Origin of the sequence: Pseudomonas sp. S4_EA_1b (assembly GCF_016307435.1) — a bacterium.
Classification (GTDB): domain Bacteria; phylum Pseudomonadota; class Gammaproteobacteria; order Pseudomonadales; family Pseudomonadaceae; genus Aquipseudomonas; species Aquipseudomonas rhodesiae.
Map to the genome: position 1 here is coordinate 40,551 of NZ_JAEILC010000009.1, position 16,830 is coordinate 57,380.

A 16,830-nucleotide genomic window follows, 5' to 3' on the forward strand; every position below is an offset into this window, starting at 1 on the left:
GGAGGGGGCTTGCCCCCGATGGCGGTATTTCAGGACTGAAATACCGCCATCGGGGCAGGCGTCGCCGCCGATTTTGGCTGTGAGGCGTCAGGTCAAGCGAGATCGACCAGCACGATCTCACTGTCCTCAATGGCCGTAACCCGTAGCAGCTGTTCATCCTCAATCGCTAAGCCATCGCGGGCGTGCGCCCGTACACCATTAACCTCAATCACCCCGGTGGCCGGCACCAGATACGCTCGGCGCCCGCCCTCCAGGCGGTACTCAGCAACTTCACCGGCTTTCAGGTTCGCCGCCACCAGGCGCGCATCCGCACGAATGCGCAGGCTCTCGCTATCGCCGGCCTTGCCACTGGCCAAGGTGACGAAGCCTTCGCGCTCACCCTGTGGAAACGGCTTGGCGCCCCAGGATGGGGGCAGGCCTGCTTCATTGGGGATAATCCAGATCTGGAAAATCTTGGTCGGTGTGGCTTCCAGGTTGTATTCGCTGTGGGCGATCCCCGTGCCAGCGCTCATGACCTGTACATCGCCTGCCTCGGTGCGGCCTTTGTTGCCCAAGTTGTCGGCGTGGCTGATGGCGCCTTCGCGGACATAAGTGATGATTTCCATATCGCGGTGCGAGTGCTGGGGAAAGCCCGTGCCCGGGGCAATAATGTCGTCGTTCCATACCCGCAGGTTGCCCCAGTGCATGCGCTTGGGGTCGTGGTAGTCGGCGAAGGAAAAGTGATGATGGGCGTCGAGCCAGCCGTGGTGGGCGCCGCCCAGGGCGCTGAAAGGTCGCAGTTCAAGCATGATCGTCTCCTATGGATGGTGCCTATCATCCAGCAGCGCTTGATCGAGAAAAAGCGTAAAAAACGCTCCATTCTTATCGACTGATTCGATTGGATTGCCGCGTTTCAACTTTCACTTCATCGCCTAACTGCCTGATGGCACAGCAATTGGCTGGTACTGCGCGGCGATTCCGGCGACCATGGGGCACTGCTCACAGCCCAGCCCATTGCAGGAGTCCGCGTGTCGCAACAAAAGCCTGATCTGCCCCCAGAACTGCTACCCCTGGCTCAGATGCCGTTGTTCAAACGCCTGGCGGCGCGCCTGTTTGGTCATGGCCTGACCCGTCTGCGCGCCCAGCACCGGTTTTCCTGGCTGCACGGGCAAGCCGATGGTTTTCGCAGTGGGCATGAAGCAGGCGTGGAATACGGTTATCGCGAGGGCAAGGCCGATGGCATCGAGGAGGGGCGACAAGTATTGCTGATCCGCGATTTCCGCCCGGACGAGCACACAGCTCCCGGGATAGACGACAGCCTGTTCGATGACTGGCGCCTGCCGCTGACCGCCGATATCAAGAAGCGCATCAAGGCCGACGTCGCCCGTCTCCTACCGCTCCACGCTCAACCGAGTACCGCGCAGTGGAAGATGATCTTCAGCGAGACCCCCTCAACCTCGGTGATCGCCGGGGCTGGCGCGGGCAAATCCACGTCATTGGTGTTGCGTATTCTGCTGCTGACCCATTACCTGGGCTTCGAGCTCAGCTCGATGACCGTGGTGACGTTTACCCGCGAGTCACGCCAGGATTTCATTCGCAAGCTTATGGAAATTATGAGCCTGTGGGGCCAACCCCTTGATCCCAAAGAGGCACAGGCGGTGGTGCGCACCTTCCACTCGCGCATCCTGCCGATGGTGCACAGCCTGCCGGGCTTCGAGCGTTTGCAGGCGTTCGAAAACCTCAATGCGGGCTTCGACGATACCGACAGCAACCCGTTCGATCTGCGTATCAACGATGCCCAGTGCCAGCACCTGAACGCCTGCTACCAGCGTCTACATCGCCAGCATCCGCGTTTTCGCGAGTTGATCGCGCCGCTGGCGCGCCACGGGTTACAACTCAAAGAACTGGAGCGCGACCATCCGGACGTGCAGAAACGCGTGGCAGTGACTGAGCTGGCCGCCCAGCGTGACGAAGAGCTGTGCGATTTCATCGAGGACCTGTGGTTTCGCGCCGGGGCCTGGCCGATCAAGGGCATTGAGCCGAATCGCCAAACTGTTGAAATCAATGGCGCGCATTTCCACTGCCATGGCTACATTGCCGAATTGGACGCGTGGGTAGTACTGGGCTTCGACCCACGGGAAAACCCCCAGGTCAGCCGCCCCAATGCCAAGCTGTCAGTGCGCGCAGAGTGGGCGGTAAAGCGCACCCTGTTTCAAGCTTTCTGTCGTAAACCATTGATATGGCTAGATAGTTATGAATCGTCCAAACGCATGCTCAGTTGCCTGGCCGACGATGCCAGTGCCGGGCCAGGGTTTGATTACAAGGTCAAGGGTGAGCTGACATCGGCGCCGCTGCTGGACTGTTTTGTCACGGCCGCAGGCTTTATCGAGAACCTCGGACTGGACGTGCCCAGCGCCGTAGGTCGCATGAGCTTCGCCAAAGATGACCCGGACCGCTTGTTCTTCGAAGCGTTGAGTATTTTCTGGAAGGCGTTGGAAGACCATTTGCTCGACCAGAAGCCACCGATCATGACCTACAACCGCATGTTCTCGCTGTTCGGCGAAAACACCCCGGAAAACCTCAAGCTGCTCAGCGACCCGCTGTTAAGACCGTTGTCCCACTTGATGATCGACGAATTTCAAGACGTATCACCGCAAATCGTTGGATGGATTCGCGCCAGCCTGCGGGAGATCCGCAGTCGCGGCCCGGCCATGCACGTGGGGCGCGGCGCGCAATACTCGTCGTTGCTGTGTGTGGGTGATGACTGGCAATCGATCTACGGCTGGCGGGGCAGTTCGCCCAAGTACTTTATGGCCTTCGACCAGGAATTCCCGTCACCGAGCACCACCCGGGTGATGCTGAGCGAGAATTACCGCAGCCACCAGCACATCATCGACGCGGCAGAGCACATCGTGCGTGCCGCGCCGTCGATCCCGGGTAAGAAGGCCAAGGCCAGCGGTGCGCCCAAGGCTCTGGTGCCGGTCAATGTGCTTGAGCGTGACGATGCAGCATTGGGGCGACGCTTGCTGGAGCATTATCAGCGTGGCGAAACAGTGTTGATGCTGTATCGAAAAAGTAGCGATAAGTTATTGATTCAAGAGCATATTCAGTCTGTAGTTAATCTGGATTCTAGCTTGCCCGCTAACTCGCGTCGGCTCAAGCAACTGACCTTTCACAGTGCCAAGGGCCTACAAGCGGACACGGTTTTCCTGTTGGGGGATTGTCAGCACGTCACCCGCTCGCCGTATAAAAACCAGGTGTATCGCATGGCAGGCTTGGGTAAGGATGGCGACAACGAACCTTATGACACGGCGCAGAAGGAAGAGGTGCTGCGCTTGGCGTACGTCGGCATCACGCGGGCGGTCAGCCATTGCTATTGGTACGTGGAGAAGCCCGAAGGCCAGGCGGCGAATATGCCCAGGGCCTCGGAGCGGGTGGATGGCAAAAAGGCGTTTTTCGACGATCACCGTCACTGAAGGCCTGATGCAGTGGCCCTGCGGGAGGGTGCATGCCCTCCCGGTGCTGTGAATCGGTTCAGGCTTGCAACGAGAGCGGCGGCACAAAGGATTCCAACTCATCCTCCACCGCCTCGATAATCCGCTCGACATCGGCGGCGTTCATCACCGTGGCGCAGGGGATACCGGCGATGGCGATCAGGGTTTCGCCGCTGGCGCGGTCGAACAGGCGGGCGACCATGCTGCCCGGCGCATCCATGCTGCCTTCAAAACCCATCGGATGAAAATGCCAGCGCATCAGCTGGCAGGCGTTGGGGAACGTCACTTTGTTCATGTTGCCCACCTTGTTCATTGAGCGCTTCCTTTAGCTCGCGGCAGGGGGCCAGGACCGTCACTGGTCGAGGCGTGTAGGACTTAAAAATAGCATTCGTTCGCAACGCCAATGTGACTTTTTTCGCCCCGTTCGGCGGTTGTTTACCTTTCCCTTGACATGGATCATGCCCTGTCCAAAAGTTGGCTAAAGGCCATTATTCGCCTGCAGTGCCTGCACATTGAAGGCAGGGCGGAATTTCGGCAATCTCCACGCTTTATCCACCCCCAGAGCCCTTTATGCCCGACATCGCCCCCGACGCCGACAGCCAGCTCACCCACGCCACGGGCGAACTGGTGCTGCGTCATCACCTTTGCTGGCGTCATCGCGACCTGGACGGAGTAATGGCCTACTACCATCCGGATATCCAATACCACGACTTTTTCCAGAACCGTGTGATCGGTTACGCAGAGCTACGCGAATACCTACAGGCGAGCATGCCGCGTGCGGCGGACGAGGCGATCGAGCACACCGACCGCATCCGTGCCGATGGCGACACGGCGTTTATCCAGTACCGCATCACGCTGCGTGGGGGGCAGGGGCTGGTGTCCTTCCGCACCAGCGAGGCGATTACCGTGCGTGATGGGCTGATCTGGCGCGTCAATGAATACGCCTCGCTGGTGCATGAGCAACCGGCCCAAGCCCTGCGGCCCACGGTCAGCCGCCTGGGCCTGTCGCCCCAACAACTGGGGCATATGGCCAACGACTTGCAGCAGTATTTCGACAGCAAGCAACCCTATCTCGACCCGGAACTGGACTTGCAGCGGGTGGCCAAGGAATGTGGCTACAGCCGCAACCAGATTTCCTACTTGCTCAATCAGGTGCTGGGGCAGAGCTTCTACCGCTACGTCAACCAGGCACGCCTCCAGCATTTGCTGGCCGCGCTGAACACCGCCCAGGCGCCGATCAAGGTCGACGAACTGGCCTTTGCCGCGGGCTTCAATTCTCTCTCAGCGTTCTACAATGCCTTTCGGCAGCACACCGGCCAGTCGCCCAAGGCCTACGTCAAACAAATTTCTCTGCGTGCACGCGCGCAAGACAGCCCCTGACACCGCCCTCTAGGATCCCGTCTATCGAACCGCGGTAGAGGGAAGGGCATGTCGGCATGGCGCAATATCAGTTTATGGATGGATCAGGTGGGCGAGCCGCTGGTGGCGCGGCCATCCCTGACGCACGACCTGGATGTCGACGTGGCCATTATCGGCGCCGGTTACACCGGGTTGTGGACGGCCTATTACCTCAAGCGCCAGGCGCCGCAGCTGAACATCGCAATCATCGAGGCGCAAACCGCCGGCTTCGGCGCATCGGGCCGCAATGGTGGCTGGTTGATGGGCAACCTGTTGGGCGAAGACCGTCTGCTGGCCGGGCTGTCTGCTGAGCAGCGCCGTGCTTCCTTTGATTTGCTGCACGGCATCCCCGACGAGGTGGCCCAGGTACTGGCCCGCGAAGGCATCGACTGCGACTACCGCAAGGGCGGCGCGCTGTATTGCGCCGCGCGTTACCCCGAGCAGGAAACCAGCCTGCGCCGCTATCTGGACAAACTCTACGCCCAGGGCCTGACCGAAGCCGACTATCGCTGGCTGAGCCCGCAGCAACTGGCCGAGCAACTTCGCATCGCCAAACCCTATGGCGCGATCTACGCCCCCCATGTGGCGACCATCCAACCGGCCAGGCTAGTGCGCGGCCTGGCGCGGGTGGTCGAAGGCATGGGGGTCACCCTCTATGAAAACAGCCCCGTCACACATTGGCAGTCCGGCAGCCTGCGCACTGATAAGGCCAGCGTACGCGCCACCTGGGTGGTGCCGGCTGTGGAGGGCTATGCCAACACCTTGCCACCTCTGGGCCGTTACCAACTGCCGGTGCAAAGTTTGATCGTCGCCACCGAGCCGCTGCCGAACAGCACTTGGGATGAGATCGGCCTCAGTCAGGGCCAAGCGTTCGGTGAGAGCAGCCGCCAAGTCACCTACGGCCAGCGCTCCGCCGACAACCGCTTGGTGTTCGGTGCACGGGGCGGGTACCAGTTCGCCGGGAAGCTGCGCCATGACTTCGATTTGACCGACAGCGAAGTGCAACTGCGTCGCTACCTGTTTGGCGAACTCTTCCCACAGCTCAAGACCGTACGGATTACCCATTCCTGGGGCGGCAACCTGGGCATGTCGCGACATTTCCGACCACACATGCTGTGTGATCAGCGCACCGGTGTCGCGTTGTCCGGCGGCTACGGCGGGGAGGGCGTCGGTGCCACCAACCTGGGCGGGCGCACCTTGGCCGACCTGATTCTGGGCCGTGACACGCCGCTGACTTACCAACCCTGGGTGATCCGCGAGGGTGGTCTGGACGCCCTCAAGTCCTGGGAGCCCGAGCCGTGTCGCTGGCTGGGTTACAACGCGATCATCCGCAGTTTTGTCCATGAAGACCAGGTGTTGGCCAACCCCAACACCGCGCCCTGGCGGCGCAAGCTCGCCATGGGCGTGGCGGGGTTCATGGAAGGTTTTATGCGCTAAGTCGTTTCATACACACGGGAGCCCCCATGAGCATCACTCAGTTCAAAGACGCGCTGAATGCGCATTTGCCGGATTCGTCCCCGGTCGCCGTGCCCTTGGGCGAGCCGATCGCGGTGGCGTCCACCTTGAGCGTCGAGCGCAACGACGGCGTCGAGACAGGCATCTGGCAATGCACCCCAGGCCGCTGGCGGCGCCAGATCCGCGCCCAGGAGTTTTGCCACTTTATACAGGGCCGCTGCACCTTCACCCCCGACAACGGTGAAACCCTGCACATCCAAGCCGGCGATGCACTGATGTTGCCGGCCAACAGCACCGGAATCTGGGACATCCAGGAAACGGTGCGCAAGACCTACGTCTTGATGCTGTAACGCTTTGATCCTTGATCGCCTGCCATAACAACAGCCCTAAAACCGCCAGGAAATCGAACCATGAAAGCCATTGCCCTGTTGCCCTTGATGTGGGTGGCCTGCGTCAGCCAGGCCGCCGAAACGGTGAAAATCTACAACTGGTCGGACTACATCGCGCCGGACACCACCAAAAACTTCCAGAAAGAGACCGGCATCGGTTTTACCTACGACGTCTACGACAGCAACGAAACCCTGGATGGCAAGTTGATGACCGGTAAATCCGGGTATGACGTGGTGTTTCCATCCAACCACTTTATGGCCCGGCAGATCCAAGGCGGTGCGCTGAAAAAACTCGATAAGAGCCAGTTGCCCAACTGGAAAAACCTCAACCCGGTGCTGCTCAATGCCCTGGAAAACAACGACCCCGGCAATGCCCATGGCTTCCCGTACCTGTGGGGCAGTACCGGTATCGGTTACAACATCGACAAGGTCAAAGCCGTGCTGGGAGACAATGCCCCGGTGGATTCCTGGGACTTGATCTTCAAAGCCGAAAACATGGCCAAATTGCAGAAATGCGGCGTGGCGATCCTCGACAACGGCCCGGAACTGCTGCCGGCGGCGCTCAACTACCTGGGCTTGCCGCACCACAGTAAAAAGCCTGAGGACTACAAAAAGGCCGAAGCCCTCCTGATGAAAGTGCGCCCTTACGTGGCTTACTTTCACTCCTCGAAATACACCGCCGACCTGGCCAATGGCGATATCTGCGTGGCCGTCGGTTTCTCCGGCGACATCCTGCAGGCCGAAAGCCGCGCCAAAGAAGCCAAGAACGGGGTGAATATCGGCTACAACATCCCTAAGGAAGGCGCCGCGATCTGGTTCGACATGGTCGCCATGCCCGCCGACGCCCCCAATGAAGCGGCCGGCTACGCGTTTATGAACTACCTGCTGCGCCCGGAGGTGATGGCCAGCATCACCAACTACGTGCACTACGCCAACGGCAATCAGGCGGCGGATAGCCTGGTGGACCCGGCCATCAAGGCCGATACCAAGGTTTACCCAAGCTCGGACATGATGGGCAAGTTGTTCGCCCTTGAAGCGATGCCGCTGAATATCGACCGTGTTCGTACGCGGGTGTGGAACACCATTCGCACCGGGCGCTGAGCCACTGTGGAGCGGGAAATCCCGCTCACCACAAGTACTCTTCTGCTTATGTCCCGGTATTGGGGGACAAGCGGGTTAATTCATTTAAGTAGTGGCGGTTTAATGTTGCCAATGACACCGTGACAATATAATCGCCAGCCTCTTGTGTGACGCTGTTCAAATTGAGCAGCGTTAAGGTTATTTAATATTTAAATAGGAGCGCTGTGTTTTTTGTCGGACGACAACCACCACGCCCAATGAATACGGCCTGAGACTTCCAAGTGTTGTTTGCGTTGCACTTATTCAGCCGGCAAATAGATGTAGACGGAAGATTTCAAGTTGTGTCAGTTTTCTTACGCCTTCAAAAGAGGCGAGTGATAGGACGATCTCGCCAGCGGGGTTCCTATCGACCAAAGACTGATGCACTTGCAAACAAGGAAGTACGTTTATGTCAAAAGTAAAAGACAAAGCTATCGTGTCACTGGCGCAAGCCAGCACCGCTTACTCGCAAATCGATAGCTTCAGCCATCTGTATGACCGTGGCGGCAACCTCACGGTCAATGGCAAACCGTCCTACACCGTCGATCAGGCAGCCACCCAGCTGCTGCGCGACGGTGCCGCGTATCGGGACTTCGACGGTAACGGCAAGATCGATCTGACCTACACCTTCCTGACCTCGGCCTCTTCGAGCACCATGAACAAACATGGCATCTCGGGGTTCAGCCAGTTCAACGCGCAGCAGAAAGCACAGGCCGTACTGGCCATGCAATCCTGGGCGGATGTGGCCAATGTCACCTTCACCGAGAAAGCCAGCGGCGGTGATGCCCACATGACCTTCGGCAACTACAGCGGTGGCCAGGACGGCGCGGCGGCCTTCGCCTACCTGCCCGGCACCGGCGCAGGTTACGACGGCACCTCGTGGTACCTGACCAACAGCAGCTACACGCCGAACAAAACCCCGGACCTGAACAACTATGGCCGGCAGACCCTGACCCACGAAATCGGCCACACCCTGGGCCTGGCTCACCCTGGCGACTACAACGCCGGGAATGGCAACCCGACCTACAACGACGCGTCCTATGGACAGGACACGCGTGGCTACAGCGTCATGAGTTACTGGAGCGAAAGCAACACCAACCAGAACTTCAGCAAAGGCGGCGTGGAAGCCTACGCCTCCGGCCCGCTGATCGACGACATCGCCGCGATCCAGAAGCTCTACGGCGCCAACTACAGCACCCGTGCCGGCGACACCACCTACGGGTTCAACTCCAACACCGGGCGTGATTTCCTCAGCGCCACCTCCAACGCCGACAAACTGGTGTTCTCGGTATGGGACGGTGGCGGCAACGACACCCTGGACTTCTCCGGTTTTACCCAGAACCAGAAAATCAACCTCAATGAAACCTCGTTCTCCGACGTGGGTGGCTTGGTGGGCAACGTGTCCATCGCCAAGGGCGTGACCGTGGAAAACGCGTTCGGTGGCGCGGGTAACGACCTGATCATCGGCAATAACGCGGCCAATACCATCAAAGGCGGGGCCGGCAACGACCTGATCTACGGTGGTGGCGGGGCGGATCAGCTGTGGGGCGGTGCGGGCAGCGACACCTTTGTGTTCGGTGCCAGTTCCGATTCCAAGCCCGGTGCGGCGGACAAAATCTTTGACTTCACCTCCGGTGCGGACAAGATCGACCTCAGCGGCATCACCAAAGGCGCGGGCCTGACCTTCGTCAATGCGTTCACTGGGCATGCCGGCGACGCCGTGTTGAGCTACGCCTCAGGCACCAACCTGGGTACTCTGGCGGTCGACTTCTCCGGGCACGGCGTGGCGGATTTCCTCGTCACCACCGTTGGCCAGGCAGCGGTCAGCGACATCGTGGCGTGATGCACGGGCGCGGCGTTCCGGCGCCGCGCCTCCAGGATGGAGCATAAAGATGCAGCGTTTTTCCCTATTTTTAGTCGCCTGCGTGGTGCAGGCGACGTGCGTATCGGCAGGAGCCCACGCCATGGCGAGCAGTCTTGTTTTACCTTCCAGCGCCCAGCTGGCCGGGCATTGGCAGATGCAGCAACAGGATCAGGTATGCGCCCTGGACCTGATCGAACAGGCCAACGCCTTGAGCGGCGACGTTGACTGTGTGGCGCAATGGTTGGGCGATAAGCCCTTGAGCTGGTCGCCGACCCCCGACGGGATCTGGCTGATGAACGCCGAAGGCACGGGCATCACTCACCTGAACCGGCAGAAAGAAGGCGAGTATCAGGCTAAGACAGCAACCGGCGCTGTAGTGAGACTGCACCGTAAACCTTAGTTGCAGTTATAACGCTATAACCCGTACTTATTAGTTGGCCACTCCTTATATAAGGGGTTGGGGCAACTATTGCGTCTCGTTTGGTTCAAGGAAGAGCAGAAGATATGGCAAAGCCCCATGCCGTCGCGCCGTTATTCAAAGCGCTGGGTGAATACAAGAGCATTCTGATCAGCATCGGCTGTTTCACCGCGTTGATTAATCTGCTGATGCTGGTGCCGTCGATTTATATGCTGCAAGTGTATGACCGGGTGCTGTCCTCCCAGAATGAAACCACTCTGGTGATGTTGACGTTGATGGTCGTCGGCTTCTTCGCGTTTATTGGCACCCTGGAAGTCATCCGCAGTTTTATCGTGGTCCGCATCGGCAGCCAGTTAGAGCGGCGTTTCAACTTACGCGTGTATAAAGCTGCGTTCGAACGCAACCTGCAACGTGGCCAGGGGCATGCCGGGCAATCCCTGGGGGATTTGACCCATATCCGCCAGTTCATCACCGGGCCGGCGCTGTTCGCGTTTTTCGATGCGCCGTGGTTTCCCATCTACTTGTTTGTGATTTTCCTGTTCAACGTGTGATCAACGTCTGACGATTTTTGCTGGATCTCGGTGGCGCTCAGTAGCGCTTGGTGGACAGGCTGGCCCATTTGAAATCAATGGGTTGCGCAAACAATACGGTCTACTGAGCGTTCCTATTGTTCATCGAGGTCTGAAAATTTCGGGGGTAGCGTTGGGGGTACTCGTGTTCAACCGTGGGGGTACATCTCCCCGCAGTGGAGTCCAACGATGCCCGAGAATCTACTCACCGATGCCAAGATCAGGTCGGCCAAACCGACTGATCGAGATTGGAAACTTTCAGACGGCGGGGGCTTGTTCCTGCTGGTCAAGTCCACCGGCGGCAAGCTCTGGCGGTGGAAGTACCGCCTGCAAGGCAAGGAGAACCTCTTTGCTATCGGCGGTTTTCCTCAAGTAAGCCTTGCGGAGGCACGCGCAGCTCGCGAGAAAGCGCGAACTCTCGTCAAGCAAGGCATCCATCCTGCCCATGAACGGCAGCAGGTCAAGCAGCGCAACCTGGAAGTGCTGGAGGAACGCAAACGCGCTCGTGAAAGCTCTTTTGCCAAGGTGGCACAGGCTTACCTGGCCGAGATCAAGCCAGTCTTTGCGCTCAGTTCTTACCGGACGAAAGAGTCACGCATCAGGAAGTACCTGTCACCTAAGCTCGACGGGATGCCGATGAGCGACATTGGCGTCAAGCAGATTCGTCCGCTGCTGGAGGAATGCAAGTCCCACGGAGCCTGGGCGGCGATTCACGTCAAAGGCGATCTGTCGGCCATCTTCGAGTTCGCGGTGGTGCGGGGGCTGGTCGAGGCAAATCCAATTCCCAGCCTTCGTGGGCTGCTGCGCGTGCCGTTCAGCGAAAGCAAGGCGGCGATGACGCGCGAGCAGATCCAGAAGTTCTATCAGGAGTTGCGCGGCTACCGTGGCTATCCGGAAACTTCATTGTGCCTGCGGTTGATTGCGCTGACCGCCTGCCGTCCAGGGGAAGCGGCGGATGCCGAGTGGGACGAGTTCGACTTTGAGGATGCGCTGTGGCGTCGGCCTGCGGCGAAGATGAAGGCGCGGCGTGACCATGTCAGTCCGTTGTCCACGCTGGCCATTGCCGTGCTGAAGGATTTGCAGTGCATCACGGGCGGTGGCCGCTATCTGTTCCCACACCGGAGCGGTAAGGGCTTCACCACACCCAACCGGTTGACCTACGCGATGCGCGACATGAATCTGGGCCGGGGTACGACGCCGCATTGCTGGCGAACGACCTTTTCAACCTGGGCCAATGAGAACGGATATCGGCCTGATGCAATCGAGCGGCAGCTTGCCCATGTGGAAAGCAACAAGGTGCGGGCGACCTACAACAAGGCTCTGTTGCTGGATGTGAGGCGAGAAATCCTGCAGGCATGGTGCGCGTACCTTAGTGACGCCGAGGGCCACTGAGGAGAGAATCATTGGCGTAGCGACGCGACTAATCTGGCACTTTTAGACAGGATTGGGTAGCACGTTTTTCGCCAGCAGAAAACGTTAACTGATAGACGAAGAACAATCTTTGCGTCTACAATCGTCCGTCTGAGTGGAGGCGCATCAGATGATGGCTACAGACGCGATTCGCGAGACGACGCTAAGAGAGCTTGTTGATACTCGATCCGTCAGTTCGATATCAGCGATAGGTCAAGAAGGTGGTTTCACCATAGCGGTTCACTGCGGGAAAACAACACGCGTTTTGGGTAGTACGCGTGGGGGTGTTCGCATGTTCTCGAATCTGACCAGCCTCGCCACATTTTTGAAGGGGCTGGGCGTTTCTGGCTTTGTAGTCGATGCCCAGCACTATGCTCCAGGCCGCATTCGCCCACCGAGACCTGATAGGTCTGAGGCGCTAAAGCGAACCCGGACTAAACCGCAACAAACTGAACTTTTGGGGTGATGGCAAATGGCCAATCAATCAATGACCACAGAGTCCGACCTCATTGCGGCGGCAATTGCCCTGGGTGCCACTGATATCTCAGGTATCTCCTCCGCAGAGATTGATCTAATCAATGACGTCCAGCCCCTCGGGAAAACACACGCGCAGAAACTCAAAAAGGAGATTCGTGCGGGTGGCGACCCTTTGGGTGCGGCCTTTTCGATAATCCGTAATGCTGACCAGCGTAGAGAGTCTGGAGCTACCTATACCCCTGATGGCATTGTCAAGGCGATGATGGCTTGGGCTGTAAAACAGCCTTTGCCAGATCGCATAGTCGACCCTGGCGTTGGTTCGGCAAGATTCCTTTGTGCGGCAGGTCGTCGATTTGCTAAAGCACAACTTCTTGGATTGGAAGTTGACCCATTGGCGGCGCTGATGGCCCGGGCCAATCTAGCGGCGGGAGGGTTTGCGGATAGATCGTGCATCGAACTCGTAGACTACAGAAGCCCCCGGTCGGAATTCAAAGGACGAACTTTATTCATCGGGAATCCGCCTTATGTGCGCCATCATCTGATTTCTCCGGAATGGAAGCGCTGGTTGGTTGAGTCCGCAGCTCGCCATAACCTGAAGGCAAGCCAGTTGGCAGGTCTGCATGTGTATTTTTTCCTCGCGACCGTTTTGCATGCGGCTCCCGGCGATTCCGGCGCATTCATCACTGCATCCGAGTGGCTGGATGTGAACTATGGCCAGTTGGTGCGAGATCTTTTCCTTGGCCCGCTTGGGGGACAGAGAATCATCGTCGTCGAGCCCACCGCGACCCCCTTCCCTGATGCTGCTACGACGGCCGCTATTACGACGTTCCAAGTTGGAGAGAAGCCTTCTTCAGTCAAGCTTCGCCGTGTTAAAAAAATGGCTGATCTGACAGACCTGAACGGGGGGCGTCCAGTACGTAGAGAACGACTTGAGGCAGAAACCAGATGGTCACGCCTTACGCATGCTGGTCGTGGATGCCCTGAAGGATTTATTGAACTAGGCGAATTGTGCCGGGTTCACCGAGGCACTGTCACTGGGGCAAACGCCACATTTATCGCTACTCTGGATGAATCAGATATTCCAGACCGCTACAAGCTCAAGAGTATCACCAAGGCACGCGAGCTCATAGCAGCTGGCCGTGTCCTTACTGACACTTCTAGTTTACGCTGCGTTGTCGATCTACCGGATGACTTAGATGAACTGATGGCCGAGGAGCGTGTTGGGGTGGAGCGGTTTTTGGCTCGCGCAAGAGCAAGAGGTGCTCACGAGGGGTACGTGGCGAGGAATCGGCGCGCCTGGTGGTCTGTTGGAATGCGAGCGCCGGCTCCCATCCTGGCAACCTACATGGCACGCAGAGCCCCGTCATTTGTACGGAATGCTGCTGAAGCGAGACACATCAATATCGCTCACGGCTTGTATCCACGAGAGTTTCTTACAGAGGCCCAAATGCTTCGACTGGTAGATTATTTGTCTACTGGGATCAGCGTTTTGGATGGACGTACGTATGCAGGGGGGCTGACCAAGTTTGAGCCCGGTGAGATGGAGCGTCTTTTTATTCCGTCTCCTGCCCTGTTGGCCGAGGTAACTGCATGACGCTTCCTGCGCATTGGACTGAAGAGCAATTAGAAGAGCAACGATTAGCCGCTATTGAAATATTCCGGCGTCGTCGCATGGAAGAACCGTTAGAACAATACATTGCCAACTTTGATGAGTATCAGGGTGTAATCGAAGAGCTTCTTGAGTCCACCCTTGATCTATCCGATATAGACAGTCGTCTTGTCGATGTCCTGACGGCACCAAAGCTATTGGAAGCCTTTCGCTATCTTGCAGGCCCGCCCATCTCGGATGACGACCTGAAGGTGGTTGCGGAAGCAGTCTTGTCCCGACAGCGAATCTTGCGTGACCCGGAAATGGTCGGGAGGATCAAACAAGTTGTTTTGAGTGGACTGGATCGTCGACGGTTTCCATGGGTAATTGAGGGGCGTGAACCGACAGAAAGTGAGCGTGAAGCAGCGATTGTCGCGTCCGCTGCTTTGATAGCAACTCGCCGGTTGGAGACGAGGCGGCGTAGCGATGGAAAGCGTGAGCAAGAAGCCTCCGTGCATGCAGCCCTACGAGAAATGGGATTTACACAGGTTGCATCGCGTAAGGTCTCTGTTCTCAGCGATGCCCCTGCCCCAGGTGAATTCTGTGCAGAAAGTGATCTTGGAGGACGCAAGGCGGACGTGCTTGTAGGCTTATGGGATCGTCGGGTGATGCCCATTGAGTGCAAGGTTTCAAATTCTTCTACCAACTCAGTAAAGCGGTTAAATAACGATGCGGCAGTAAAAGCCGAGACTTGGCGAAAAGACTTCGGACAGCTTCAAATGGTGCCGTCCGCAGTTCTTGGCGGTGTGTATAAACTGCATAACCTTCAAGACGCTCAGCGCCGTGGTCTTTCCCTTTTCTGGGCGCATGACCTTAATTCTTTGACCAATTGGATATCTAGTACTAAGCGATAGCTCGGTCAAGCGAGCTAGTCTATCCAACCTGCATTTTCTCCTGCCCCAGCCCTATCTAGGTGAACTGGTCTCTAGTACAAGTGGGGCAGGAGTAGTTTTTTGTGTAGGCAAGGACGACACGCAGCTCCTTGTCCAAGCCGCGCTCGGTGACGCTCGACAGGCGACTTACCTAAATCAACCTTGGCTCTAACGATTGCCTTTCAGGACTTTGTTCATGGCAAACACCGTGCCTAATAGAGAAATGGCAAGAATGCCGATGACGATCCAGGCAAACGACGCGACGCCCGTGCGCTCAAGCAGAAGTCCTCCAACTACGCCGCCGCTGGCAACAGCAGTATTCCAACCCGTTGTATATACGGACTGCGCGACATCCACCGAGTCGCCTGCGAAACGGGACAATGCCGTCTGTGTGATCGTGGCGAATCCGCCAAAAGCAAATCCCCAAGTCATAACGGATAGATAAACCATTTGTGGGCTATAGCCCCAAAGGCCGAGCAACAGAGTGGCGAAGGCGAAGACGGTAATGCTTGCCACGGCAAGCCGTTGCAACTGGCGATCGACCCACGCACCGACACACCAGAGGCCAACGATCGACCGAGGGGCAAGCTGCGCATTAGCCTGCCCTCGGTCGGTACGTTGTTTATGCCGAAGCTCGCTACGTTCAAGCGGCTCTACCCAGACATCGAGCTGGACTTCGACTATTCGGATCGCTTGGTAGACGTCATTGAAGAAGGCTTCGACGCCGTGATTCGGACCGGTGAGCCTAGTGATTCCCGATTGATGTCGCGGCGTCTTGGCTCCTGCCGCAGAGTGATCGTCGGCGCACCGAGCTATTTCAGTCAGGCCGGTGTCCCGCACGAGCCTGCCGATCTAACCCGTCACGGCTGTTTGCTGTATCGCTTCCCAAGCACGGGAAAATTGGACACGTGGCCTGTCACACGCACTACTGACATGCCGGCGATTGAATTGCCGATCAGCATGGTGACCAACACGCTCGATCCGCAGGTATGTTTTGCCGAGCAAGGGTTGGGCATCGCTTGCCTTCCAGAGATTGCCGTGCGTCAGCAATTGCAAGACGGCAAGCTAATTACCGTGCTCGACGAGTACAACCACGAAAGCATGGTCTTCCATGTGCTGTGGCCTTCAAGCCGTCACCTCTCTCCGAAAATCAGGGCATTTGTGGACTTCGTTGCTGAGAACTTGTTTCCTTTCTGACTGGGCTTGCCATTTGGTGCTGGGCACAACGTCTTGGATGATATGAAGACAAGCTGCCGTTTTCCAAGAGGTCGACGTTCCTACTGGACAGGTCCGGCTAACAGTGCGCACCGCCCACGTTGCCAGCACTGACGTAATGGCTACTCCGCCGAGTGCACGTCGTCATAGCGCTCCCAGGCTGCGTCCAGCTCTGGAAAATGGTGTTCTGCCCACCGATCAAGTGCCGCCAGAGTGTCGACCAAAGAGCAGGCTACCGGGGTCAGCCGATACTCGACATGGGCTGGTTTCGCCGCCACCTCTAATCGCTCGATCAGGCCATTGCGTTCTAATTGCCTAAGTGTCTGGGTCAACACCTTCTGCGAGATGCCTTCGATACGCCGAAGCAACTCCCCGTTTCGCATGGGCCGGGGAGCTAGCGCCGGTAGGATCAGCATCACCCATTTCCCCGAGATCAATGCAAGCGCATCGCGCGCCGAGCAGTTGCTCGCATAGACATCGCCCGGAAAAGCCATCGTGGTTACCTCAAAGTGCGTAATTGTCA

15 protein-coding genes and 1 pseudogene are annotated in these 16,830 nt (G+C 58.0%); 12 read left to right on the forward strand and 4 right to left on the reverse strand.

The window, feature by feature from the left end:
* Window positions 1-92: 92 nt before the first annotated feature.
* On the reverse strand, window positions 93-788 hold the full coding sequence (locus tag YA0848_RS02455; RefSeq protein ID WP_169902531.1) for a pirin family protein: 696 nt from the start codon (window positions 786-788) through the stop codon (window positions 93-95).
* Window positions 789-1,007: 219 nt separating this feature from the next.
* On the opposite strand from YA0848_RS02455, the gene YA0848_RS02460 reads away from it, so the two are divergent.
* A complete protein-coding gene (locus tag YA0848_RS02460) occupies window positions 1,008-3,455 on the forward strand; it encodes a UvrD-helicase domain-containing protein (RefSeq protein ID WP_198731219.1) in 2,448 nt (815 codons plus the stop codon).
* A 58-nt stretch (window positions 3,456-3,513) separates the two neighbouring features.
* Here the strand turns inward: YA0848_RS02460 and YA0848_RS02465 are convergent, their stop codons facing one another.
* Window positions 3,514-3,786, reverse strand: a complete 273-nt coding sequence (locus YA0848_RS02465; protein WP_034097780.1) for a DUF1652 domain-containing protein — start codon at window positions 3,784-3,786, stop codon at window positions 3,514-3,516.
* A gap of 257 nt (window positions 3,787-4,043) precedes the next feature.
* On the opposite strand from YA0848_RS02465, the gene YA0848_RS02470 reads away from it, so the two are divergent.
* From YA0848_RS02470 to YA0848_RS02515, 10 genes and pseudogenes are all read left to right on the forward strand, one after another.
* Entirely contained in the window at window positions 4,044-4,853 is an 810-nt protein-coding gene (locus tag YA0848_RS02470) for a helix-turn-helix domain-containing protein (RefSeq protein WP_034097782.1), read from the forward strand.
* A gap of 48 nt (window positions 4,854-4,901) precedes the next feature.
* Window positions 4,902-6,308: an NAD(P)/FAD-dependent oxidoreductase gene (locus YA0848_RS02475; protein ID WP_169902533.1), complete on the forward strand. Its 1,407-nt coding sequence runs from the start codon at window positions 4,902-4,904 to the stop codon at window positions 6,306-6,308.
* Between the two features lie 26 nt (window positions 6,309-6,334).
* A complete protein-coding gene (locus YA0848_RS02480) occupies window positions 6,335-6,676 on the forward strand; it encodes a cupin domain-containing protein (RefSeq protein WP_040268299.1) in 342 nt (113 codons plus the stop codon).
* Between the two features lie 60 nt (window positions 6,677-6,736).
* Entirely contained in the window at window positions 6,737-7,816 is a 1,080-nt protein-coding gene (locus tag YA0848_RS02485) for a polyamine ABC transporter substrate-binding protein (RefSeq protein ID WP_169902534.1), read from the forward strand.
* Between the two features lie 427 nt (window positions 7,817-8,243).
* Window positions 8,244-9,677: a serralysin family metalloprotease gene (locus tag YA0848_RS02490; RefSeq protein ID WP_034097789.1), complete on the forward strand. Its 1,434-nt coding sequence runs from the start codon at window positions 8,244-8,246 to the stop codon at window positions 9,675-9,677.
* A gap of 49 nt (window positions 9,678-9,726) precedes the next feature.
* Window positions 9,727-10,098, forward strand: a complete 372-nt coding sequence (locus tag YA0848_RS02495; protein WP_034113656.1) for an AprI/Inh family metalloprotease inhibitor — start codon at window positions 9,727-9,729, stop codon at window positions 10,096-10,098.
* 104 nt (window positions 10,099-10,202) lie between these two features.
* A pseudogene (locus YA0848_RS02500) lies at window positions 10,203-10,664 on the forward strand (type I secretion system permease/ATPase); the annotation flags it as partial.
* Window positions 10,665-10,874: 210 nt separating this feature from the next.
* Window positions 10,875-12,077, forward strand: coding sequence for a tyrosine-type recombinase/integrase (locus YA0848_RS02505; protein ID WP_033981968.1), 1,203 nt, complete (start codon window positions 10,875-10,877; stop codon window positions 12,075-12,077).
* Between the two features lie 490 nt (window positions 12,078-12,567).
* The gene (locus YA0848_RS02510; RefSeq protein ID WP_074197236.1) at window positions 12,568-14,166 is read left to right on the forward strand and encodes an N-6 DNA methylase; all 1,599 of its coding nucleotides are present in this window, start codon (window positions 12,568-12,570) and stop codon (window positions 14,164-14,166) included.
* The gene (locus YA0848_RS02515; RefSeq protein ID WP_074197237.1) at window positions 14,163-15,074 is read left to right on the forward strand and encodes a XamI family restriction endonuclease; all 912 of its coding nucleotides are present in this window, start codon (window positions 14,163-14,165) and stop codon (window positions 15,072-15,074) included. Before YA0848_RS02510 ends, YA0848_RS02515 begins: the two co-directional genes overlap by 4 nt.
* A 186-nt stretch (window positions 15,075-15,260) precedes the next feature.
* Here YA0848_RS02515 and YA0848_RS02520 read toward each other — a convergent pair whose 3' ends face one another.
* A complete protein-coding gene (locus YA0848_RS02520; protein WP_198712515.1) occupies window positions 15,261-15,623 on the reverse strand; it encodes an MFS transporter in 363 nt (120 codons plus the stop codon).
* Between YA0848_RS02520 and YA0848_RS02525 the strand changes: the two genes are divergently transcribed.
* Window positions 15,618-16,289, forward strand: coding sequence for a LysR substrate-binding domain-containing protein (locus YA0848_RS02525; protein WP_232910609.1), 672 nt, complete (start codon window positions 15,618-15,620; stop codon window positions 16,287-16,289). The two genes, YA0848_RS02520 and YA0848_RS02525, sit on opposite strands and share 6 nt — an antisense overlap.
* Window positions 16,290-16,429: 140 nt before the next feature.
* On the opposite strand, the gene YA0848_RS02530 is transcribed toward YA0848_RS02525, so the two are convergent.
* Window positions 16,430-16,801 (reverse strand): winged helix-turn-helix transcriptional regulator, encoded by a 372-nt coding sequence (locus YA0848_RS02530; protein ID WP_033981971.1) that lies wholly within the window; start codon window positions 16,799-16,801, stop codon window positions 16,430-16,432.
* Window positions 16,802-16,830 lie beyond the last annotated feature (29 nt).